General features: G+C 75.5%; 11 protein-coding genes and 1 pseudogene. 5 read left to right on the forward strand and 7 right to left on the reverse strand.

What is annotated here, in order from left to right:
• Positions 1-38: 38 nt before the first annotated feature.
• The 3 genes from ACIG47_RS10130 to ACIG47_RS10140 are packed head-to-tail and all read right to left on the reverse strand — an operon-like array spanning position 39 to position 3210.
• Complete coding sequence (locus ACIG47_RS10130; RefSeq protein WP_397418488.1) at positions 39-1028, reverse strand: lysylphosphatidylglycerol synthase domain-containing protein; 990 nt, start codon at positions 1026-1028, stop codon at positions 39-41.
• The gene (locus tag ACIG47_RS10135) at positions 1025-2134 is read right to left on the reverse strand and encodes a glycosyltransferase (RefSeq protein WP_397430695.1); all 1110 of its coding nucleotides are present in this window, start codon (positions 2132-2134) and stop codon (positions 1025-1027) included. Before ACIG47_RS10135 ends, ACIG47_RS10130 begins: the two co-directional genes overlap by 4 nt.
• Entirely contained in the window at positions 2131-3210 is a 1080-nt protein-coding gene (locus ACIG47_RS10140) for a glycosyltransferase family 2 protein (protein ID WP_397430696.1), read from the reverse strand. The genes ACIG47_RS10135 and ACIG47_RS10140 overlap by 4 nt, the downstream gene beginning before the upstream one ends.
• A gap of 650 nt (positions 3211-3860) precedes the next feature.
• Here ACIG47_RS10140 and ACIG47_RS10145 point away from each other — a divergent pair.
• A pseudogene (locus ACIG47_RS10145) lies at positions 3861-4268 on the forward strand (glycosyltransferase family 39 protein); the annotation flags it as partial.
• Positions 4269-4891: 623 nt separating this feature from the next.
• Here ACIG47_RS10145 and ACIG47_RS10150 read toward each other — a convergent pair.
• Complete coding sequence (locus ACIG47_RS10150) at positions 4892-6598, reverse strand: DUF2142 domain-containing protein (protein WP_397430697.1); 1707 nt, start codon at positions 6596-6598, stop codon at positions 4892-4894.
• An 80-nt stretch (positions 6599-6678) separates the two neighbouring features.
• Here ACIG47_RS10150 and ACIG47_RS10155 point away from each other — a divergent pair, with 80 nt between their 5' ends.
• Positions 6679-7281 carry a metallopeptidase family protein gene (locus tag ACIG47_RS10155; RefSeq protein WP_397430698.1) on the forward strand — a complete coding sequence of 201 codons (603 nt, stop codon included), beginning with the start codon at positions 6679-6681 and terminating at the stop codon, positions 7279-7281.
• 35 nt (positions 7282-7316) lie between these two features.
• Here ACIG47_RS10155 and ACIG47_RS10160 read toward each other — a convergent pair whose 3' ends face one another.
• The 3 genes from ACIG47_RS10160 to ACIG47_RS10170 all read right to left on the reverse strand — a co-directional run bounded on the left by ACIG47_RS10160 (position 7317) and on the right by ACIG47_RS10170 (position 13166).
• Positions 7317-8936, reverse strand: a complete 1620-nt coding sequence (locus ACIG47_RS10160) for a DUF5719 family protein (RefSeq protein WP_397430699.1) — start codon at positions 8934-8936, stop codon at positions 7317-7319.
• A complete protein-coding gene (locus ACIG47_RS10165) occupies positions 8933-12286 on the reverse strand; it encodes a glycosyltransferase family 2 protein (protein WP_397430700.1) in 3354 nt (1117 codons plus the stop codon). Before ACIG47_RS10165 ends, ACIG47_RS10160 begins: the two co-directional genes overlap by 4 nt.
• A 538-nt stretch (positions 12287-12824) precedes the next feature.
• Positions 12825-13166, reverse strand: coding sequence for a WhiB family transcriptional regulator (locus ACIG47_RS10170; protein WP_397418474.1), 342 nt, complete (start codon positions 13164-13166; stop codon positions 12825-12827).
• Between the two features lie 266 nt (positions 13167-13432).
• On the opposite strand from ACIG47_RS10170, the gene ACIG47_RS10175 reads away from it, so the two are divergent.
• The 3 genes from ACIG47_RS10175 to ACIG47_RS10185 all read left to right on the forward strand — a co-directional run bounded on the left by ACIG47_RS10175 (position 13433) and on the right by ACIG47_RS10185 (position 17154).
• A complete protein-coding gene (locus ACIG47_RS10175) occupies positions 13433-14176 on the forward strand; it encodes a TIGR03089 family protein (RefSeq protein ID WP_397430701.1) in 744 nt (247 codons plus the stop codon).
• Between the two features lie 75 nt (positions 14177-14251).
• The gene (locus ACIG47_RS10180; RefSeq protein ID WP_397430702.1) at positions 14252-15577 is read left to right on the forward strand and encodes an LCP family protein; all 1326 of its coding nucleotides are present in this window, start codon (positions 14252-14254) and stop codon (positions 15575-15577) included.
• Between the two features lie 2 nt (positions 15578-15579).
• Positions 15580-17154, forward strand: a complete 1575-nt coding sequence (locus ACIG47_RS10185; protein ID WP_397430703.1) for an LCP family protein — start codon at positions 15580-15582, stop codon at positions 17152-17154.
• The last annotated feature ends 160 nt before the right edge of the window (positions 17155-17314 follow it).

The raw sequence follows: 17314 nt of genomic DNA on the forward strand, positions 1-17314 counted from the left end.
GCCCTGACCGGGCACGACGCGGCGAACACGCCGGATGCTCAGGGGGGTGAGGACGCCCGCCCGACGACGGCGCGCCGCGCACCCCGCGCCAGCAGCAGCCCCGCACCCGCGAAGGCCAGGTCGACGAGCGTCAGCGCAACCCGGCTGACCAGCACCGCGAGTCCCGTCGCCGGCCCGGACAGCGCCCCGGCGAGCACCGCCGCGAGCACCACCTCGCGCACGCCCGCCCCGGCCGGCGCCAGCACGAACAGGAACCCTGCGGTCCAGGCGAGCGCCCAGCCACCGGTCGCCAGCGCGAACGTCCGGGCGGACGGCGTCATCCCCAGGCCGGTGCACAGCACCCAGAGCTGCAGCCCGGCGACGAGCCACCCGGCCACCGACCAGACGGCGGCGCGCCCCAGGCCGCCCCAGGTCATCGGGTGCTCCGGCGCGGGCCGCCCGGCGACCCGCAGGGCCAGCCCGATCAGCCGGTTGAGCACGGGCGGGGCGAGCACGACCACGACGGCGGGCGCCGCCCACACCACCCAGGACCAGGCACCCCACGCCGTCGACGAGACGAACGGCAGCGCGACGGCGCCCACCGCGGCACCCGACGCGACCGACACGGCCACGGCGACCAGCATCGACGTCGCCGCCCGGCTGCGCGGCACGCCGTTGCCCGCGCCCACCTCCGCGGCGGCGACGACGTTCCACACGCCGCCCGGCACGTACTTGCCGAGCTGGCTGACCCCGAACACCGTCACCGCGGGCCCGAGCCGCAGCGGCGAGCCCAGATCGGCGAGCACCGCGCGCCAGGCCAGCAGCGTGCACCACACGTACACCACACCGAGCACGACGACGGACGCGGCCTCCGCCACGGAGAGTCCTGCGGCCGCCCGGGCCAGCTCGGCACGGTTGCCGACCACGTACCAGACCGCCAGCCCGAGCGCGACGACGAGAAACCCCCACCGCACCCACCGGGACCGCACCACCCGGCCGGCCCGCGCCACCACGCCCCCGCCGGTCGCCGGCCCGCCCGGGGTGCTCACAGGGCGGTCCTGGCTGCCAGGGCTGCGATCAGGGGTTCCGTGACCGTCTGCGGGCGGATGCGGTCCCGGCCCCGTGCCGCGCGCTCGCGGGCGGCGGCGAGCGTGGCGGGGTCGCAGAGGGCGACGAGCCGGGCCGCGAGCGCCCCGGGGTCGGCGGGCGGTACGAGCTCGGCGTGCTCCCCCACGACCCGGCGCTGCGGCGGGGTGTCCGAGGTGACGACGACGCAGCCCGCGGCGAGCCCCTGGTACACCTTGTTCGGCACCACGCGCACGCCCTTGGGGGTGTCGCTGAAGATGCCGAGGCAGACCTGGTGCCGGGCGACGAGCACGGGCAGCTCGTCGGGCTCGACCCAGTCGTGCCAGGTCACGCCGGGTGTCCCGGCCAGGATCTCGCGGGCGCGGGGCAGGTCCTGGCCGGTGCCGACCATCGTCACGTCCAGGGCGGCCCCGGCGGCGACGGCGTCGCGCACCGCCTCCGCGATGACGGGTGCGCCCTGGAGCGGGGTGTAGAGCCCGAAGAAGACGACCGAGAGCCTCCCGGCGCCGGCCGTGGCCTCGCCCGGCGCCGCGGAGGCGGCCGCCGTCCGCCACGCGTCCGGTGCGCCGACCGGGACGACGACGCCCTTGCCCGGGTCGGGCAGCATCCGCCGGTGCTCCTCCGTGTCGGTGACCACGACGTCGGCGCACGCGACCGCCAGCCGGTCCAGACCGGTCAGGAGCCGCACCCGGAGCCCGGCGGCCCCGCGGTCGGCGGCGGTGTCCCCGGCGAACACGAGGTGGTCGAGCACCACCACGGACCGCGGGTACAGCAGCCGGGCCAGGATCACGTCGAAGTGGCCGAGGTAGCCGACGAGCACCGCCGGGGGCCGCCCTTCGGCCCGGCGCAGCCGCACGGCGTCGGTCACGAGGCCGGCCCAGCACCGCACCAGGCGCCCGGCGAGCACGGGCAGCCGCCACGGCTGCTGGAGCATGCGCACCCGTTCGGCGGTGGACAGGCCGAGGGGCCGGTTGAGCTCGGTGACCTTGGTCCCGTGGGCGCGCAGCCCGGCGACGAGGACGGCGATGCGCGGGTGTCGTGCGGCGTCGTAGGTGCCGAACGCGATCACTGCACGCTCGCGGGCACGTCCGCCAGGCCGGGGTCGCCGGGGCCTGCCGGGCGGGCCCGGTCCCCGGAGGGCCGGCCGTTGCCGGGCACCTGCGGGTTCTCCCGTGCGGCGGCCACCGTCGGGTCCGTGACGGCGACCATGCCGTACTGCATCTCCTTGAGGCGCTCCAGCGTGTCCTCGAGCAGCACGCGGTTGGTGCGTTGCAGGTCGGCCAGCACGAGCAGGGCGAAGCTGAGCAGCGCTCCGACCATCGAGGTGGCCCCGAGCACGATCGACTGGAGGTGCTGGCCCGGGGTTCCCGTGGCCAGGAGCAGGGCGTACCGGCCGAACGGCACGGCGGCACCGAGCGCGAAGACGATGCCGAGCGTCACGAACACGACGTGCGGCTTGTACATCACGTAGGACCGGCTGATGGCCTGGCCCGACTTGGCGATGTGCTGCCACATGCTCGAGAAGAGCCGGGACTCCCGCGTCTTGGGGTTGGTGGTGACCGGCACGCTCTGGATGCGCAGCCGCTGGTGACCGGCCTGGATGATGGTCTCCATGCAGTAGCTGAACTGCGTGACGACGTTGAGCCGCAGCAGCGCGCCACGCGAGTAGGCGCGGAACCCGCTCGCGGCGTCCGGCAGGTCGGTCCCCGCGGCGAAGTTGACCACCTCGCTGCCCACCTTCTGCAGCGTCTTCTTCAGCGGGGAGAAGTGGTCGATGGTGCCGGTCTGCCGGTCGGCGATCACGATGTCCGCGTCGCCGAGCACCACCGGCATCACGAGGTCGCCGATCCGCTCCTGCGGGTACTGGTTGTCGCCGTCGGTGTTCACCACGATGTCGGCGCCGTGCCGCAGCGCGTAGTCGACGCCGTCGCGGAACGAACGGGCCAGGCCCATGTTCCGGGTGTGGTGGACGAAGTGCCGCACGCCGAGGCGGCGGGCCACCTCGACGGTGCCGTCCGTGGAGCCGTCGTCGACCACCAGGATCTCGACCTCGTCGATGCCCGGGATGTCGCGGGGGATCGTGGCAAGCACCAGAGGAAGAGTCTCTTCCTCGTTCAGGCAAGGAATCTGCACGAACAACTTCATGGCCCTGTTGCCTTCGGTTACGGGCTCGCGTCCGGCCGACGGCCGAGCCGATGATCAAGCAGCGAGTGCGGTTTCAACCCTACGGCACGCCAGACGAACGAGGGGTGAACATCACTCGTCATGGAACTCCCTTCACCCGGGTGAGATCCGGCGTGAACCGGCGCCTCCGGCGATATCCTGCTCGCGTGACCAGTCCCCGAACGGTCCCTGTCGTCGTGTGGCTGATCGTGCTCCTGCATCTCGTGGTGATGCTCGGCCAGACGGCCGTCTTCCCCAACGTCCGCTCGCCCGACGAGCGTCAGCACGTGGACCTGATCCTCCAGGTGCGGCAGGGCGACGCCTGGCCGTGGCCTGCACCCGGCACGTCGTTCGTCACGCAGGGCGTGGCGGCGGGCGGCTTCGTCCGGGCGGACCGGATCGGCGGGCCGCAGCACCTGGCCGACCGGCAGGACGTCCCGCCGCGCGGCGAACGGCCCACGTACTCGGAGGCCGGCGGCTCGGCGACCTTGACCGTCAAGCGCGGCGAGGGCCCGCGGACGCCGGTGTTCAACCAGCTCGTGCAGCACCCGCCGCTGTACTACCTGCTGGGCGCGGGTGTCGTCGCCCTGGTGCCCGACTGGCAGGACGCACCGCTGGACCAGCTCTGGCTCATGCTGCGCTGGTGGAACGCACTGCTCGCGCTCCCCCTGCCGCTCCTCCTGTTCGCCACCGCGCGCAGGCTGCGCCTGCCCGAGCCGCTGCCCGTCGCCGCCGCCCTGGTGCCGCTCGCGGTCCCGGAGCTGACGCACCTGGAGTCGGCGGTGAACAACGACAACCTCCTGGTGCTGCTCGGCGCCTGCGCCACATATCTGGTGGTCCGGGTGCTGACCGGCGACCTCACGCGCCGCACGGCCCTGCTGCTGGGGCTCGTCACCACGCTGGCACTGCTGACCAAGGGGTTCGCGCTGATGTTCCCCGCCTGGATCGTCCTGGCCTACGCGGTTGCCACCTGGCGGTACCGTGCGCGGGTGCGGGAGGCCCTCGTCGGGCTGCTGCTGGTCGCCGTCGCCGCCGTCCCCGGTGCGGCCTGGTGGGTGCGGAACGTGGTGGTCCACGGCATGCTCCAGCCGCACGGCACGCACGCCACCCCGCCCGACCTGACGCCCGTCCACGGCTGGTCCGACGGCGGCCTCATCTGGCTCGGCCGGTTCGCCGAGCGCATGGTCACCCTGTTCTTCATGCAGGACCACGCACCCGGGCCCATCCACGACGAGTCGTGGCGGCCTGATCTGGACGCGTCCTGGTGGATGGCCCGCGTGGCCCTCGTGGTGCTGCTGGCCGGTCTCGTCGCCGCGCTCGCCCGCCGGACGCTCCCACGCCTCGACGCCCTCGTGCTCCTGTTCCCCGTGCCCGCCCTCGCGGCGATCGTCGCGCGCGGTTCCTGGGAGCAGTTCGCCGCCTTTGCCGACTTCGGGGCGGCCATGCAGGGCCGGTACCTGTTCACCGGCCTCGTGGGGCTGGGGGTCGTCGCCGTGGCGGGCGCGGCCGTGCTGCGCCCGCGGCTGCGCCGGACCGTACCCCTGGCCCTGCTGGTGCTGGCCGCCGCCCTGCACCTGACCTATCAGATCGACACCTGGCGCCTGTACTGGATGCCGGAGGACGGCGGCCTGGACGCGTTCGGCCGGGCTGTCGCCGCCGTCGGCTACTGGTACGCCTTCCCGGCGGCCACGCTCGTCGTGCTGCTGGTCGCCGGACTGGCGCTCGGCGTGGCCGTCACCGTCTCGGTCACGCGGACCGCCGGCGAGCGCGGATGGTCCGGCACGTCCGGCACCACCCGGGAGAACCGCGCCGCCGCCAGCACGGCCGCGACCACGACGACCACGCCCACGGCGCCGACCAGCACGAGCTGAGGCCAGGTCAGGGGGCTCCACCCGGCCCAGCGGGCCGCGGCGTCGGCCACCGTCCGGTCCGGTCCCTGGTAGAAGCCCCAGAACCCGTAGGCCAGGCCGGCCGCCGCCGCGACCGCGCCCGTGCCGACGACCCAGGGCACGGCGGCGCGCAGCCGCGGACCGAGCAGCGTGCCCAGGCCGAGGGCGGTCGCCGCGCCGAGCGCCAGGAGGCCGGCGAACAGGTAGCGGCCCTGCACGGCGGAGATCCAGCCGTGTGCCGCGTAGTCGGGCCACGCGTTGGCCACGACGCCGCACCAGAGCGCCACCGGCTGCAGCAGCAGCACGGCCGTGCCCCGCCGTGCCGGGCCGCGGGCCGCGGCCAGCGCGCACAGGCCCGCGACCACGACGGCGGCGGTCCAGAACACGGCGTCGGGCAGCCGGACCTCCAGCCAGCCGAAGTTGCCGAAGAACGACCGGGTCAGGCTCGTCACCACGGTCCGCACGAAGTACCAGGGGCCGTTCGGCTCTGCGTCGTCGGGGAACCGGTCCGGGATGCCGACGGGTTGCACCGTCCCCAGCACGACCAGGTTGCGCACCCACCACCAGCCGCCGACGGCGAGCGCGACGGCGCCCGCGACGAGCACGCCCGCGGCCCGGCGTCCGCGGGGGCCGGCCGCCAGCGCGAAGGCGGCCACCACCATCGGCAGCGCGAAGGCGGCCATGACCTTGGTCAGCAGCCCGACCCCGACCACCGTCCCGAGCCCCGCCGCCGTACGCCACCGCACGTCGCCCGTCACCACCCGGGCGCACAGGTAGGCCGCGGCCGCACCGCTGAGCGTCACGAGCGCGTCGTTGGTGACGCTGCCCAGGATGTGCCCCACCTGCGGCACGAACAGCGTGAACGACGCCGCCACCAGCGCGGCAGCGCGCCCGCCGTCCGCACGCCGGGCCAGCAGACGGCGGGCGGCCCCGGCGGTCAGCAGCGGCAGGGGAAGCAGGAGCACGACGTCGAACAGCCGCAGCGTCAGGAGCTGGAGGTCCCAGCGGGCCTCGGCCGTGCCGGTCACGTGCAGCACCCCCGCGGCGAGCGCGTAGTAGAGCGGCGGGTGCTGGGTCATCTGGTCGACGACGTCGGTGGGCAGGTGCCGCGTCCCGGTGCCGGGCGGCAACGGGTCGGCGAGGGCGTTCTCCGGGGTCACCGTGCCGCGCTGCGCGTCGGGGACGGGCGGCACGTCGACGAACGGCGGCAGCTCGGCGCGGTCGAGGTGCCGGCCGGGCACGTCCGTGGCCAGCGCCGCCTGCTCCCGCGCCGCGTCGACGGCGGGGCCCACGAGCGCCTCGCCGGCGGCGGGCCAGCCGCCCCCGTACGCCAGCCGGAGCACGCTGTTGACGTGCTGCGGCTCGTCGGGTGCGCGGAACGCGGGCGTCAGCACCGCCCACACCACGCCCACCAGGGCGACGAGCACGGTGATCAGGGCGAGCGCCCGGCGGTACGTCGCCTCGGCGGTGTCGTCGCGCACCGCCTCAGGATATGGGCTCCTGTCCGCGCGGCGCGCGAGAGGTGAGCCGGAGCGGGGCGGATTCGACGTATCGTCGGTACGTGCCTCCGTTCTCACCTCGCGGCCGCAACCGACGGTCCGGTCGCGGCCCCGCCTCGGGCGGTTCGTCTGGTTCCTCCGGCAGCGCCGCGAGCACGCCCGGTGGCCCGGCGGCCGGCATCCCCAAGGCCTCGCAGGCGGACCTGCTGCGGCTGGCCGCCACCCGGCCCGACGGCGATGGCGACGCCGTCCGGCCCCGGCGTCGTGACCGGCGCGGCCGTGGGCTGCGCGGCCCGCTGCTCCCGCCCGGCGCCCCGGCGCACCGCACGCGCGCGCAGCGGTTCGACGACCTCGTGCTCGACGTCGTCGAGGACCTCGACCGCACCTGGGCCGCGCACCTGCGCGGCACGGAGTTCGCGGTCGAGGACGTGCCGCCGTCGGACCCGGCCCCGTGGGAGGACGGCGGCGTGCTGCTCGGCCGCTTCTTCCCCGCCGAGGCCGGCCGCCCCGGGCGCGTGGTGGTCTACCGCCGCCCCGTCGAGGTGCGCGCCTTCGACCAGGAGGACCTCGCCGACCTGGTGCGCGACGTCGTGGTGGAACAGGTGGCGCACATGCTGGCGCGCACCCCGGAGGAGATCGACCCGAACTTCGGCGACCGGTCCTAGCCCACCGCGTCAGCCCACCGCGTCAGCCCACCGCGTCAGCCCACCGCGTCCACTCGCCGCACCCGCACCTCGTCGCCCGAGGCGAGCGGCGCGGCCGGGTTCAGCACCGAGAACAGCGACGGCGCCCCGGCGTCCGACAGCGTCACCGACCAGACCACACCCGGCTGGTCCGCGGGCTGCTCCGCGACCACCGCCACCGTCTCGCCGGGGTCGCCCAGGTCCGCACCGTCCAGCGTGACCGTCTGCCCCGTGGGCACCTCGACGGTCTGCGACCACGCCTCGGCGCCGTCCGGCCCGATGCCGCGCAGCCCGACCTCCGTGCTGCCCTCGACGTCGTCGATGCGCTCCGGGTCACGCTCGTCGGGCACGCCGGCCAGCGCCAGCTCGTAGGAGGCGTCCTGCGGGACGGCGACGACACCGTCGGCCACGACGCCGTCGGACGGCACCGCCTGACCGGGGAGCCAGGCGCGGTCGTACGGGTCGCCGTCGACGACCGCGTCCCGTGCGGGCATGCCCCGGCGGTCCACGGCGGCGCCGGCCACCACCGGCACGTCCGCGTCCACGACCACCGTGTACGCACCCTCGGGCAGCCCGCCCAGCGGCAGGGTGGTGATCTTGCCGGGCTCCAGGGCCACCTCCTCCCCGCCGCGCAGGCGGACGGGGCCGTCGGCGCCGAGCACCGCGAGGCGTGCCGTGCCGGACCGGTCCCCCGGCGCCAGCAGGTCGAGCCGCGGGGCGTGCGGGTCGTCGACGGCCTCGCCCGTGCTGACGACCCCGGACACCGCGGTCGTCGCGGCCGGCGCGCCCCCGCCCACGACGAGGTCCGCCCCCGCGGGCAGCAGCCCGTCGATCCGGTGGTGCTGCACGTACGCGCCCACGCGCCCGCCCTCCGCGGTGACGTGCAGCGCGAGCCGGCTCTGGTCGGGCGCGACGGCCTCCAGCATGGTCACGACCTGCTCCCCCGGCGGCACGACGACGAGCGCCTGGCCACCGAGCGCCACGGGCCCGGAGGCGCCCCAGGCCTCCAGGGCCACGGTGGCGGGGGTGCGGCCGGGGTTCTGCAGCACCAGCCGCCCGCTCGAGCCGACCGCGGTGCTGCCACCCACGAGCCAGTGCTCGACGGCGGGCTCCGCGCACGGTCCGGCGACCATGCCGCGCAGGTCACCGTCGGTCGTCACCGACGCCACGGTGCCCGTGGCGTAGGTCGCGCCGCCCGGGGTGACGCGCAGCAGGCGCGCGTCGGGCACCTGGCCCGTACGCACCGCAGCGGCGTCGCCGACCTCCAGCGGGCCGGTGAGGTCTCCGGTCTCCGCCCCGTCGAGCGTGGTCAGCGCAGGGTCGGCGCCGTCCAGCGCGACGGCGGCCAGCGACGTGCTGGTCTCCACCGGGGTCGCGCTGAACTGGTCGTCGCCCACGTCGGGCTGCTCCAGCTCCGCCGGCTGCGGGCAGACCAGCCCGGTCTCCGCGGCCGCCACGGGGACGGCACGCGCACCGTCGCCCGGGTCGGCCACGGCCGGACCCGGCCCGACCGTGCCGTCGGTCACCGCGAGCGCGGCGACGGCCATCGCGCACAGCAGGGCGCCCGTCGCGGCCGCCGCACGCCGGGCCGCGGGCGGCACGGTCAGCTTCCTGCGCTTCGTCGTCCTGCGCGTCATCGGACCCTCCTGCGTCCCACCGGCAGGGCCAGCAGGGCGAAGACCACCAGTGTGAACGTCGTGAGCACGAGCCAGGCCGTGCGGTGCGGTGCCTCGTAGCGGACCACGAGGTGCCCGGCGTCCGGCCCGAGGTCGAACGCCTGCCTCCCCGCCGTGTCCTCCGGGGGCACCGGTTCGAGCCGGCGCCCGTCGAGGGTCGCGTGCCAGCCGGAGCCCGCGGCCTCCGCGAGCACGACGGTCCGGTCCGCGCCGCCCGGCGCGACGTCCGTGCGGACCTCCGTACCGGCCGACTCCAGCACCTGCCGGGTCACGCCGCCCTCGGCCAGCCGGGCCCAGCCGGGCGCGGGCTCGTCCGCGGGCGACACCCGCCACACCGACACGGCCTGCCCCTCGGTCACCCGGCTCATGCCGGGCACCATGTCGAGCGTGGCCACGAGGTCGCCGACGGCGGCGTCCCGCTCCTCGGCCGCGTCGCCCGACCGCACCTGCACCGCACCGACGCCGAGGCCGGCGAGCTGCTCCGGCACCCCGTCGGTCGTGCCGGACACCAGCTCCGCGACCGCGGCGTCCAGGGCCTCGGCCGCGGCGCCGTCTGACGCACCGTCCGCGGCGGCCCGGGCCGCGACGGCGGCATCGGCGAGCTGTGACCCGTCGGCGCGCAGGAGCGCGTACCGGACCGTGCCGTCGCCCTCCGGGGAGAAGCCGATCTCCAGCACGCGCGCCTGCCGCGGCGGCGCCTGCATCTGCTGTCCGACGGCGGGCACCACCGGCTCGGTCGAGACGTGCAGCAGCGCGCTGCGGCCGCCTGCCGCGACGCTGCCCGAACCGACCAGCCACGCGGCCGCCTGCGTCACGGGGAGCACCAGCCCGGTCACCGCCAGCACCGTCGCCCCCACGCGGACCGCCGCCCCGGGGAATCCGCTCAGGCGGGTGCGCTGCGCCACGACCGCCGTCGCCCCCGCGAGGGCCGCACCGCCGAGGCCGAGGAGCAGCAGGGACAGCCCGGGGCCGGACCACCGGCCGTCGCCCTGCGCGAGCACCGCGACCGCGAGCCCCGCCGCCGCGACCAGCCAGCCCGTCAGGGTCGTGCCCGTGACGCGGCGCGCCGTCGGGCCGACCCGCCGGCGGCCGATGCCCAGCAGCGCGGCCAGCAGGCCGAGCAGCGCCAGGGCCAGCACCAGCCCGCCCGCCACCCAGGGTCCCGCCGCCACCACGGTGCGGAGCGCGACGAGGGCCGGGCCGCCGCCGTCGGGCACGTCGAACCAGGGCGCCGGTGCGGACGGCAGACCGAGCAGCAGCTCCAGGCCCGACGCATCGCCGGGCGCGGGAACGCCCGAGCCGGCCAGCGGCTCGGCCGTCAGGAGTCCCCGGTTGCCGTCGCGCAGCGCCGTCCACCACAGCGGCGCGCCCACCACGAGGGCCGGCACCGGCGTGAGGGCCAGCCAGGTCCGGCGGCGCGGGGCCACGAGCACCGCCCCGGCGAGCACGAGCACGGCGGCGGGCAGCAGCGCGGGCGCGCCCGCGACGACGCAGGCCAGCAGCAGTCCGCCCGCTCCGGCCGCACCCAGCGAGCCGGCGGCCCGCGACGACCGGGGCGCCGCCGGCGCTCCCTCGGGGGGTGTGAGCCGGTCGACGGCCTGCACGCCGACGGCCCGGACGAGCGACACGGCGGTCCACGGCAGCAGCGCGTGCGCCAGCACCGCGCCCAGCAGCCCGCCGTCCAGTGCACCGAGGAACGCCGGGGCGACGGTCCACGCGAGCGCCGCCAGCACCCGCAGCCACACCGAGCGGGTCACGGTGCCCGCCGCGGCCCAGGCGCCCACGGCGGCCAGCGGGAGGGCGAGCAGCAGCACGCCGTCCACGGCGTCCTGCAGGGAGCCGCCCGTGAGCACCGAGAGCCCGGACAGCACAAGCAGCAGGGGGTCCGCCGGGGCGGCCGCGCCGAGCCCGTCGCGCACCCAGCCGGACGTGGCGGCCCACCAGGTGGTCGCCGTCGTGCCGCCCGCCGGGAGCAGGGCCCCGCCGACCAGCCGTCCGCCGGACGCGAGAGCACCGAGTGCGGGACCGAACAACGTCGCGGCCAGGCCCAGGGCGCCCACCACGACCACGGCGAGGCCGGCACGGCGCCGGACCGCCAGGGCCCGCAGCTCGGCCTGCTCCAGGTCGGACAGCGCATCCTCCACGCGGTGGGCCTCGCCGCGCGCGAGCCGCCGGTCGCGGCGCTCCGCAGCCACCTCGCGCCAGGTGCCGAGCAGCGGGCGCAGCACGCTCCGCGGCACCGTCGACGTCCGCGCGATCCGGCGCCGGGCCCGCAGCAGCGGCCCCAGCCGGAAGACCGCCCACAGCGGGGCGAGCAGCTCGTCCCGGGCCCGGTCGGGCCGCTTCATCGCGAGCCGGTAGCCCGCGGCGAACGGCGCCCACCCGACCATCGCCAGCATGGCGAACGGCAGGATCCAGGGCGCCACCGACGTCAGGCGCAGGTAGAGCTGGCTGCGGCGGCGCGCGCCGGATGACCCGGGAGCGTGCAGGGAGACCTGGGCGTGCCGCACCACGGCGTCGGGCACCACCACGACGCGGTGCCCTGCGAGCCGCACCCGCAGGCAGAAGTCGGTGGAGTCACCGAGCTGGCCGTACGCCGGGTCGGTACCCCCGACCTGACGCCACACCGAGGCACGCACCAGCGCGCCCGCGAGCCCGACGGCGAGCACGTCCTCGCGCGCGTCGTGCTGACCCTGGTCGATCTCGGTGTCGTCGATCCCGGTCATGCGGCGGCCCAGCGGCGACACCGTGTGCCCCACCTCGACGAGCACCCCGCGGTCGGAGAGTCCGGGGTCGAGCGGGGCACCGTCCGGCCCCGTCTCCCACCGGCGCTGCTTGCAGCCCGCGACGGCCACGACGTTCGAGTGCTCGACGGCGCGGGTCAGCGCGGCGAGCGCACCGGGCGCGGGGGCGGAGTCGTCGTGCAGCAGCCACAGCCAGCCGTGCTCGGGGGCGCCGGTCGCGGCCAGCGCCGCCTCGACCGCCTCACCGAAGGTGCGGGCGCCGGCACCCGCCACGTACCGCGCGCCGCCGAGCTGCAGGTCCTGGTGGCCCGACGTGGCCGGGGCGGTGTCGACGTCGACCACCACCACGTCGTCCGGCGTGCGGGACTGCGCGCGCAGCGCGGCCAGCGTGGCACCGAGGTAGGGGCTGCTGCCGCGTGTCACGACGACGGCCGTCACCGTGACGGCCACCGGCGCAGGGGCGGCGGTCCGCGCCGGGACCTTGGCCCACACCGGCGCTGCCGCGGCCTCGTCGGGGCCACGGTCGGGGCTGGGAGCCGACAGGCTGTCGGTACGTGGAGCGCTCATCTCGCTTCACATCATGCGGCGCGTCGCCGCCGACACGCCGCAGACGCGCCGGACGCGGGTCCAGGTCTGCGCGGGTGCACGGCCGGGTCGGCGCCGACATCAGGCGGGCTCCGCACCTGTACGGGCGCAGGGCCTGGTGCACTTGCGGCCGGCGGCAGGAGGAACCGCTCCACCGGGGGCGTCAGGTGCGGGCGTCAGGTGCGGGCTGCGGGCTGCCGGCGCCAGCTGCCGACGCCACCTGCGGGCTGCGGGCTGCGGGCTGCGGGCTGCGGGCTGCGGCGCGAGGCTGCAGGCACCAGGCGCCAGGCCGATGACATCGGTCCCCTGCACCTGGCAGCCCTACGAGTTCGGCCGGTCGCCTCGACATCGGTCCGGCGATGGACCGATCTGGCGGCAACGGACCGAAGACGGCGTCCGGAGCGGTGCAACGGACCGAATGAGGGAGCCCAGCCACCCAGGGCGTCCAAGCAGCCAGGGCGCCCACCAGGACCACCAGGCCCACCAGGCCCACCAGGCCCACCAGCCCGAGGATCAGCTCCTAGACAGCCCGCCGCTTGAGCTTGCGGCGCTCGCGCTCCGAGAGGCCGCCCCAGATACCGAACCGCTCGTCGTTCTCCAGGGCGTAGTCGAGACACTCCGCCCGGACCTCGCAGCCGGAGCAGACCTTCTTCGCCTCGCGGGTGGACCCGCCCTTCTCCGGGAAGAAGGCCTCAGGGTCGGTCTGCGCGCACAGGGCGCGCTCCTGCCAGCCGAGCAGCGACTCGTCCGGCTCGGTCAGCTCGAACAGCTCGCCGAAGAGCGGGAGCACCGGGGCCACCGGCGCCGGCTTGTTCTCGGCGTCAGTCGGGAACTCCACGTCCGATTCCAGAATGTTCCACATGACGTGCCCCTTCATGCCGTGTTCCGTGCTCCGGGGCCTCGCCGGACCTGCAGCTTCCAGGCCCCGTTGCGTATGCGCTACGAAAACTGCATACATGGAATTACACGCGTGTCGCCTGGAGTCGTCAAGCGGAATTGTGCTATCGCCCGGCCGTTCCACGAGTAATTCACGAGTCCTTCCGCAGGTCGTGGCGTACGTCTCACCCCTCCCCAGTCTTTTCACCCTCCGGCGCGTCGACACGCCCGGAGCCCTCGTAGGGTGGCCGCATGCAGATCGCGTCCCGCAGCGGCGGCCCTGTGCCCGACGTCGCCTCGCTCCTGGCCCGCCTCGCCGCAGACGGCGGCCGCCCGCGCCTCACCTGGTACGGCGACGACGGTGAACGGGTTGAGCTGTCCGGCGCCGTCCTGGCCAACTGGGCGAGCAAGACCGTCAACCTCCTCGTCGAGGAGTTCGACGCCGCCCCCGGTACCGGCGTCGTCGTCGACCTGCCGGTGCACTGGCGCACGGCCGTGTGGGCGCTGGCCGCCTGGCGCACGGGCGCGACGGTGGCGCTGCCCGACGCCGGGACCGACCCGGACGTCGTGGTCACCGACGCCCCGGACCGCTGGGCGGACGCCGGGGCCGACCTCGTCGTCGTCTCCCTGCCCGCGCTCGCCCGGCGGTACGACGGCGACCTGCCGGCCGGCGCGATCGACGCGGCGTCGGCCGTGATGACGTACGGCGACGTGATCGGCTGGGTGCAGGAGGTCGACCCGGACCGGGAGGCACTGGTGACCGCGGCGGGCGCCGTCGGGCACAAGGAGCTGGTCCCCGAGGCCGGGGACGGCGCCCGCGTGGTCGTGGACGGGCGCGGGGCCGTGGCGGACGTGCTGCGCGACCTGCTGGGGATCTGGGCGGGCGGCGGCTCCGCCGTCCTCGTGTCGGCGGCCACCGCGACGGAGCTGGACGGGGACGAATCACGCCGAACCCGGCTGCTGAGCAGCGAGCAGGCCGAGTGGCGGCGCGGTTAGAAGGCTTCTCCACGAACCCTCTACGGTCCGCCCCCCGGCGGTGCGCCGCCGTGCAACACCCAACCCCTAGGATCAATGGCCGTGACATTTCCTGACCTCAGCGCCCCGGGTGCGACGAATCCCACCAAGGGGCCGTCGCATGCCCGCGTGCTGAACGCGTCGGGCGGCGCCGCCCGCACGGTCGGCCTGGTCCTCGTCGGGGTGCTCGTGTTCGGCGTGGTCGGCGGCGCGACGGCCGTGACCCGGCTGACGGGAAACATCGACACCGCCGGGATGACGGCGCTGGGCTCGGACCGCCCCGAGGTGGTGCTGCCGAAGGACCCGAACGCGGGGACGCCCCTGAACATCGTGGTCATGGGCAGCGACTCGCGCGACGGCGACAACGGCGGCCTCGCCGGCGGCGGGGAGATGGGCGCCCGCTCGGACACCACGCTGGTCATGCACATCTCGGGCGACCGCTCCCGGGTCGAGATGGTCTCGATCCCGCGCGACTCGACCGTGGACGTCCCCTCGTGCACCACCGAGGAGGGAGCGACCACCGCCGAGCTGTACGGCACCAAGTTCAACGCCGCGTTCTCCCAGGGCGTGCAGGCCGGTGGCGGGGTCGCCGACGGCGCCCTGTGCACCGTCAAGACGATCGAGTCGCTCACCGGCGTCTTCATGGACGGTTTCATCGTGGTCGACTTCGCCGGCTTCTCCTCGATGATCGACGCCGTGGGCGGGGTCGAGGTGTGCGTCGAGGAGGCCATCTACTCGGAGAAGGCCAACCACCTGTCCCTGGAGCCCGGTACGCACCTCCTCAAGGGTGTGAAGGCACTCGACTACGCCCGCGCCCGGACCGGCCAGGGCCTCGGCGACGGGTCCGACCTGGGCCGCATCGGCCGGCAGCAGGAGGTCATGGCGTCGCTCGCCCGCAAGGTGCTGAGCCAGGAGGTGCTGACCAACCCCTCCAAGACGCTCGGGTTCCTCAACGCGGTGACGGGCTCCCTCACCATGAACGAGGAGCTGGCCAGCATCGACGGACTCGCCGGGTTGGCCTACTCGATGCGCAACGTACGGCCTGACACGATCACGTTCATGACCGTCCCCAACGTGTACGACCCGAACAACGCGGCGAACGTGGTGTGGACGGACGAGGCCACGACCCTGTGGGACAACGTCAAGCACGACCGGCCCCTGGACTACGACCCGGCCGCGGCGTCGGCATCGCCGTCGGCGTCCCCGTCCGCGGGCGGCACGGACGGCGAGGGCGCCGCGGGCGAGAACGACACGGAGACGGGCACGGAGACGGGCACGGACGCCGGGGCCGGCACGCCCGAGCCCGCGCCGTCGTCCACCGTGATCAAGCAGGCCGGCGAAGAGGCCTTCACCGGCGCTGACACCACCAAGGTCTGCGGTTAGCCATGTCAGATCCCAGGACGTCGAACCGTTCGGCCCGCGAGGCCGACGACGACGTGACGCGCGTCCGGATACCGCCCAGCTTCACGCCCCAGGGCGCGAGCGGGCGGCCGGGCGCGGACGACGCCATCCCGGTGGGTGACACGGGCGAGCGTCCGCGGACCCTCCCGGGCGCGGCGCCGAGCAAGGGCGGCCCCGCGAACGCGGAGACGCCAGGCGTCGGGATCCCCGGCGTCGGGGGTGCTCACCGCATCGGACGGCCGGAAGGCTCCGACGGGGGCCGTAGCGAACCACGAATCCGTAGACAGTCCTCCCGGGAGGTACCGGTGTCCGGCCAGCGCAACACTCCCCCGCCCGTCCCGCCGCGGCGGTCGGGGATGCCCGCGCGGAACGAGGCCGGGGCCCCGCCCCGGTCCATCCCGCCGCGGGCGGTGCCGCCGGGGGGCGGCGGTCAGCCCCCGCAGTCCATCCCGCCGGGCCGACCGGTCCGCGCGAGCGCAGGCCCCGTCCGTCCGACGCCGGTACGCAGCGCGCCGCGTCCCGCCGCCGGCGGTGGCGGCGGCCGTGGCGGGAACTACCCCGCCGGTGCGCTCGCCTCGGGCGGTCGCGGCCGTGGCGGCGGCAACATCCGCATCCGCAAGGGCCGCGTGGCCGGCGTCATCGCGGTGCTGGTGCTGCTGGCCGTGCTCGCCTGGCCGATCGGCCTCCTGATCTGGGCCAACGGCAAGATCCAGCACGTCGAGGCGCTGTCGGGCGCCGAGGGAACGCCCGGTACGACGTACCTCCTCGCGGGTTCGGACGCACGCGGCAGCGGCGGCATCGACGACTCCACGTCGGGTGCCCGCACGGACACGATCATGCTGCTGCACAAGCCGCGGTCGGGGCCGGTGGCGCTCATCTCGATCCCGCGCGACACCTGGGCGGAGATGCCCGACGGCTCGGGGAGCAACAAGATCAACGCCGCATACTCCTACGGCGGCGCGCCGATGCTGGTCAAGGCCGTCGAGACGCTCACCGGGCTCACCGTGGACCACTACGTCGAGGTCGGCTTCGGCGGCGTCTCGGGCGTCGTGGACGCCGTCGGCGGCGTGCGGCTGTGCCTCGACTACGACGTGCACGACGTGAAGTCGAAGCTCAAGTGGACCAAGGGCTGCCACGTCGCGGACGGCAAGACGGCGCTGGCGTTCTCCCGGATGCGCTACGCCGACCCGAAGGGCGACATCGGCCGCGCCGAGCGTCAGCAGCAGGTCATCGCGCAGATCGGCAAGAAGGTCGCGGACCCCGCGGTGCTGCTCAACCCGGTGAACCAGGTGGGCCTCGCCGACGCCGGCCTGGCGGCCGTGGTGACCGACACCGACAGCGGCATCATCGACATCGCGATGCTCGGCCTGGCCTTCCGGACCGCCAACGGCGACGACGGCGTGACCGGCACCCCGCCGATCGCCACGATCGGCTACCGGACGCCCACCGGCGCCTCCGCCGTGCTGCTGGACGACACGAAGACCGGCGAGTTCTGGGCGAAGGTCCAGGACGGCGAGTACCAGCCGGGCGAGAAGGTCGGAGGCGTGCCGGGCTCCTGACGGCCCTCCCGGCGGGCTCGTTCGGTCTCTTGATGGACTGAGCCTCTTCACTTCGGTCCGTTGTCGCGAGTTCGGTCCACAGATGGGCCGAACTCGCGACAACGGACCGAAGTCGTTGGTGCGGGTACCGCAGCGGACCGAACTCGTGGACAAAGACGCC

This window comes from Promicromonospora sp. NPDC052451 (assembly GCF_044547525.1).
GTDB lineage: Bacteria > Actinomycetota > Actinomycetes > Actinomycetales > Cellulomonadaceae > Promicromonospora.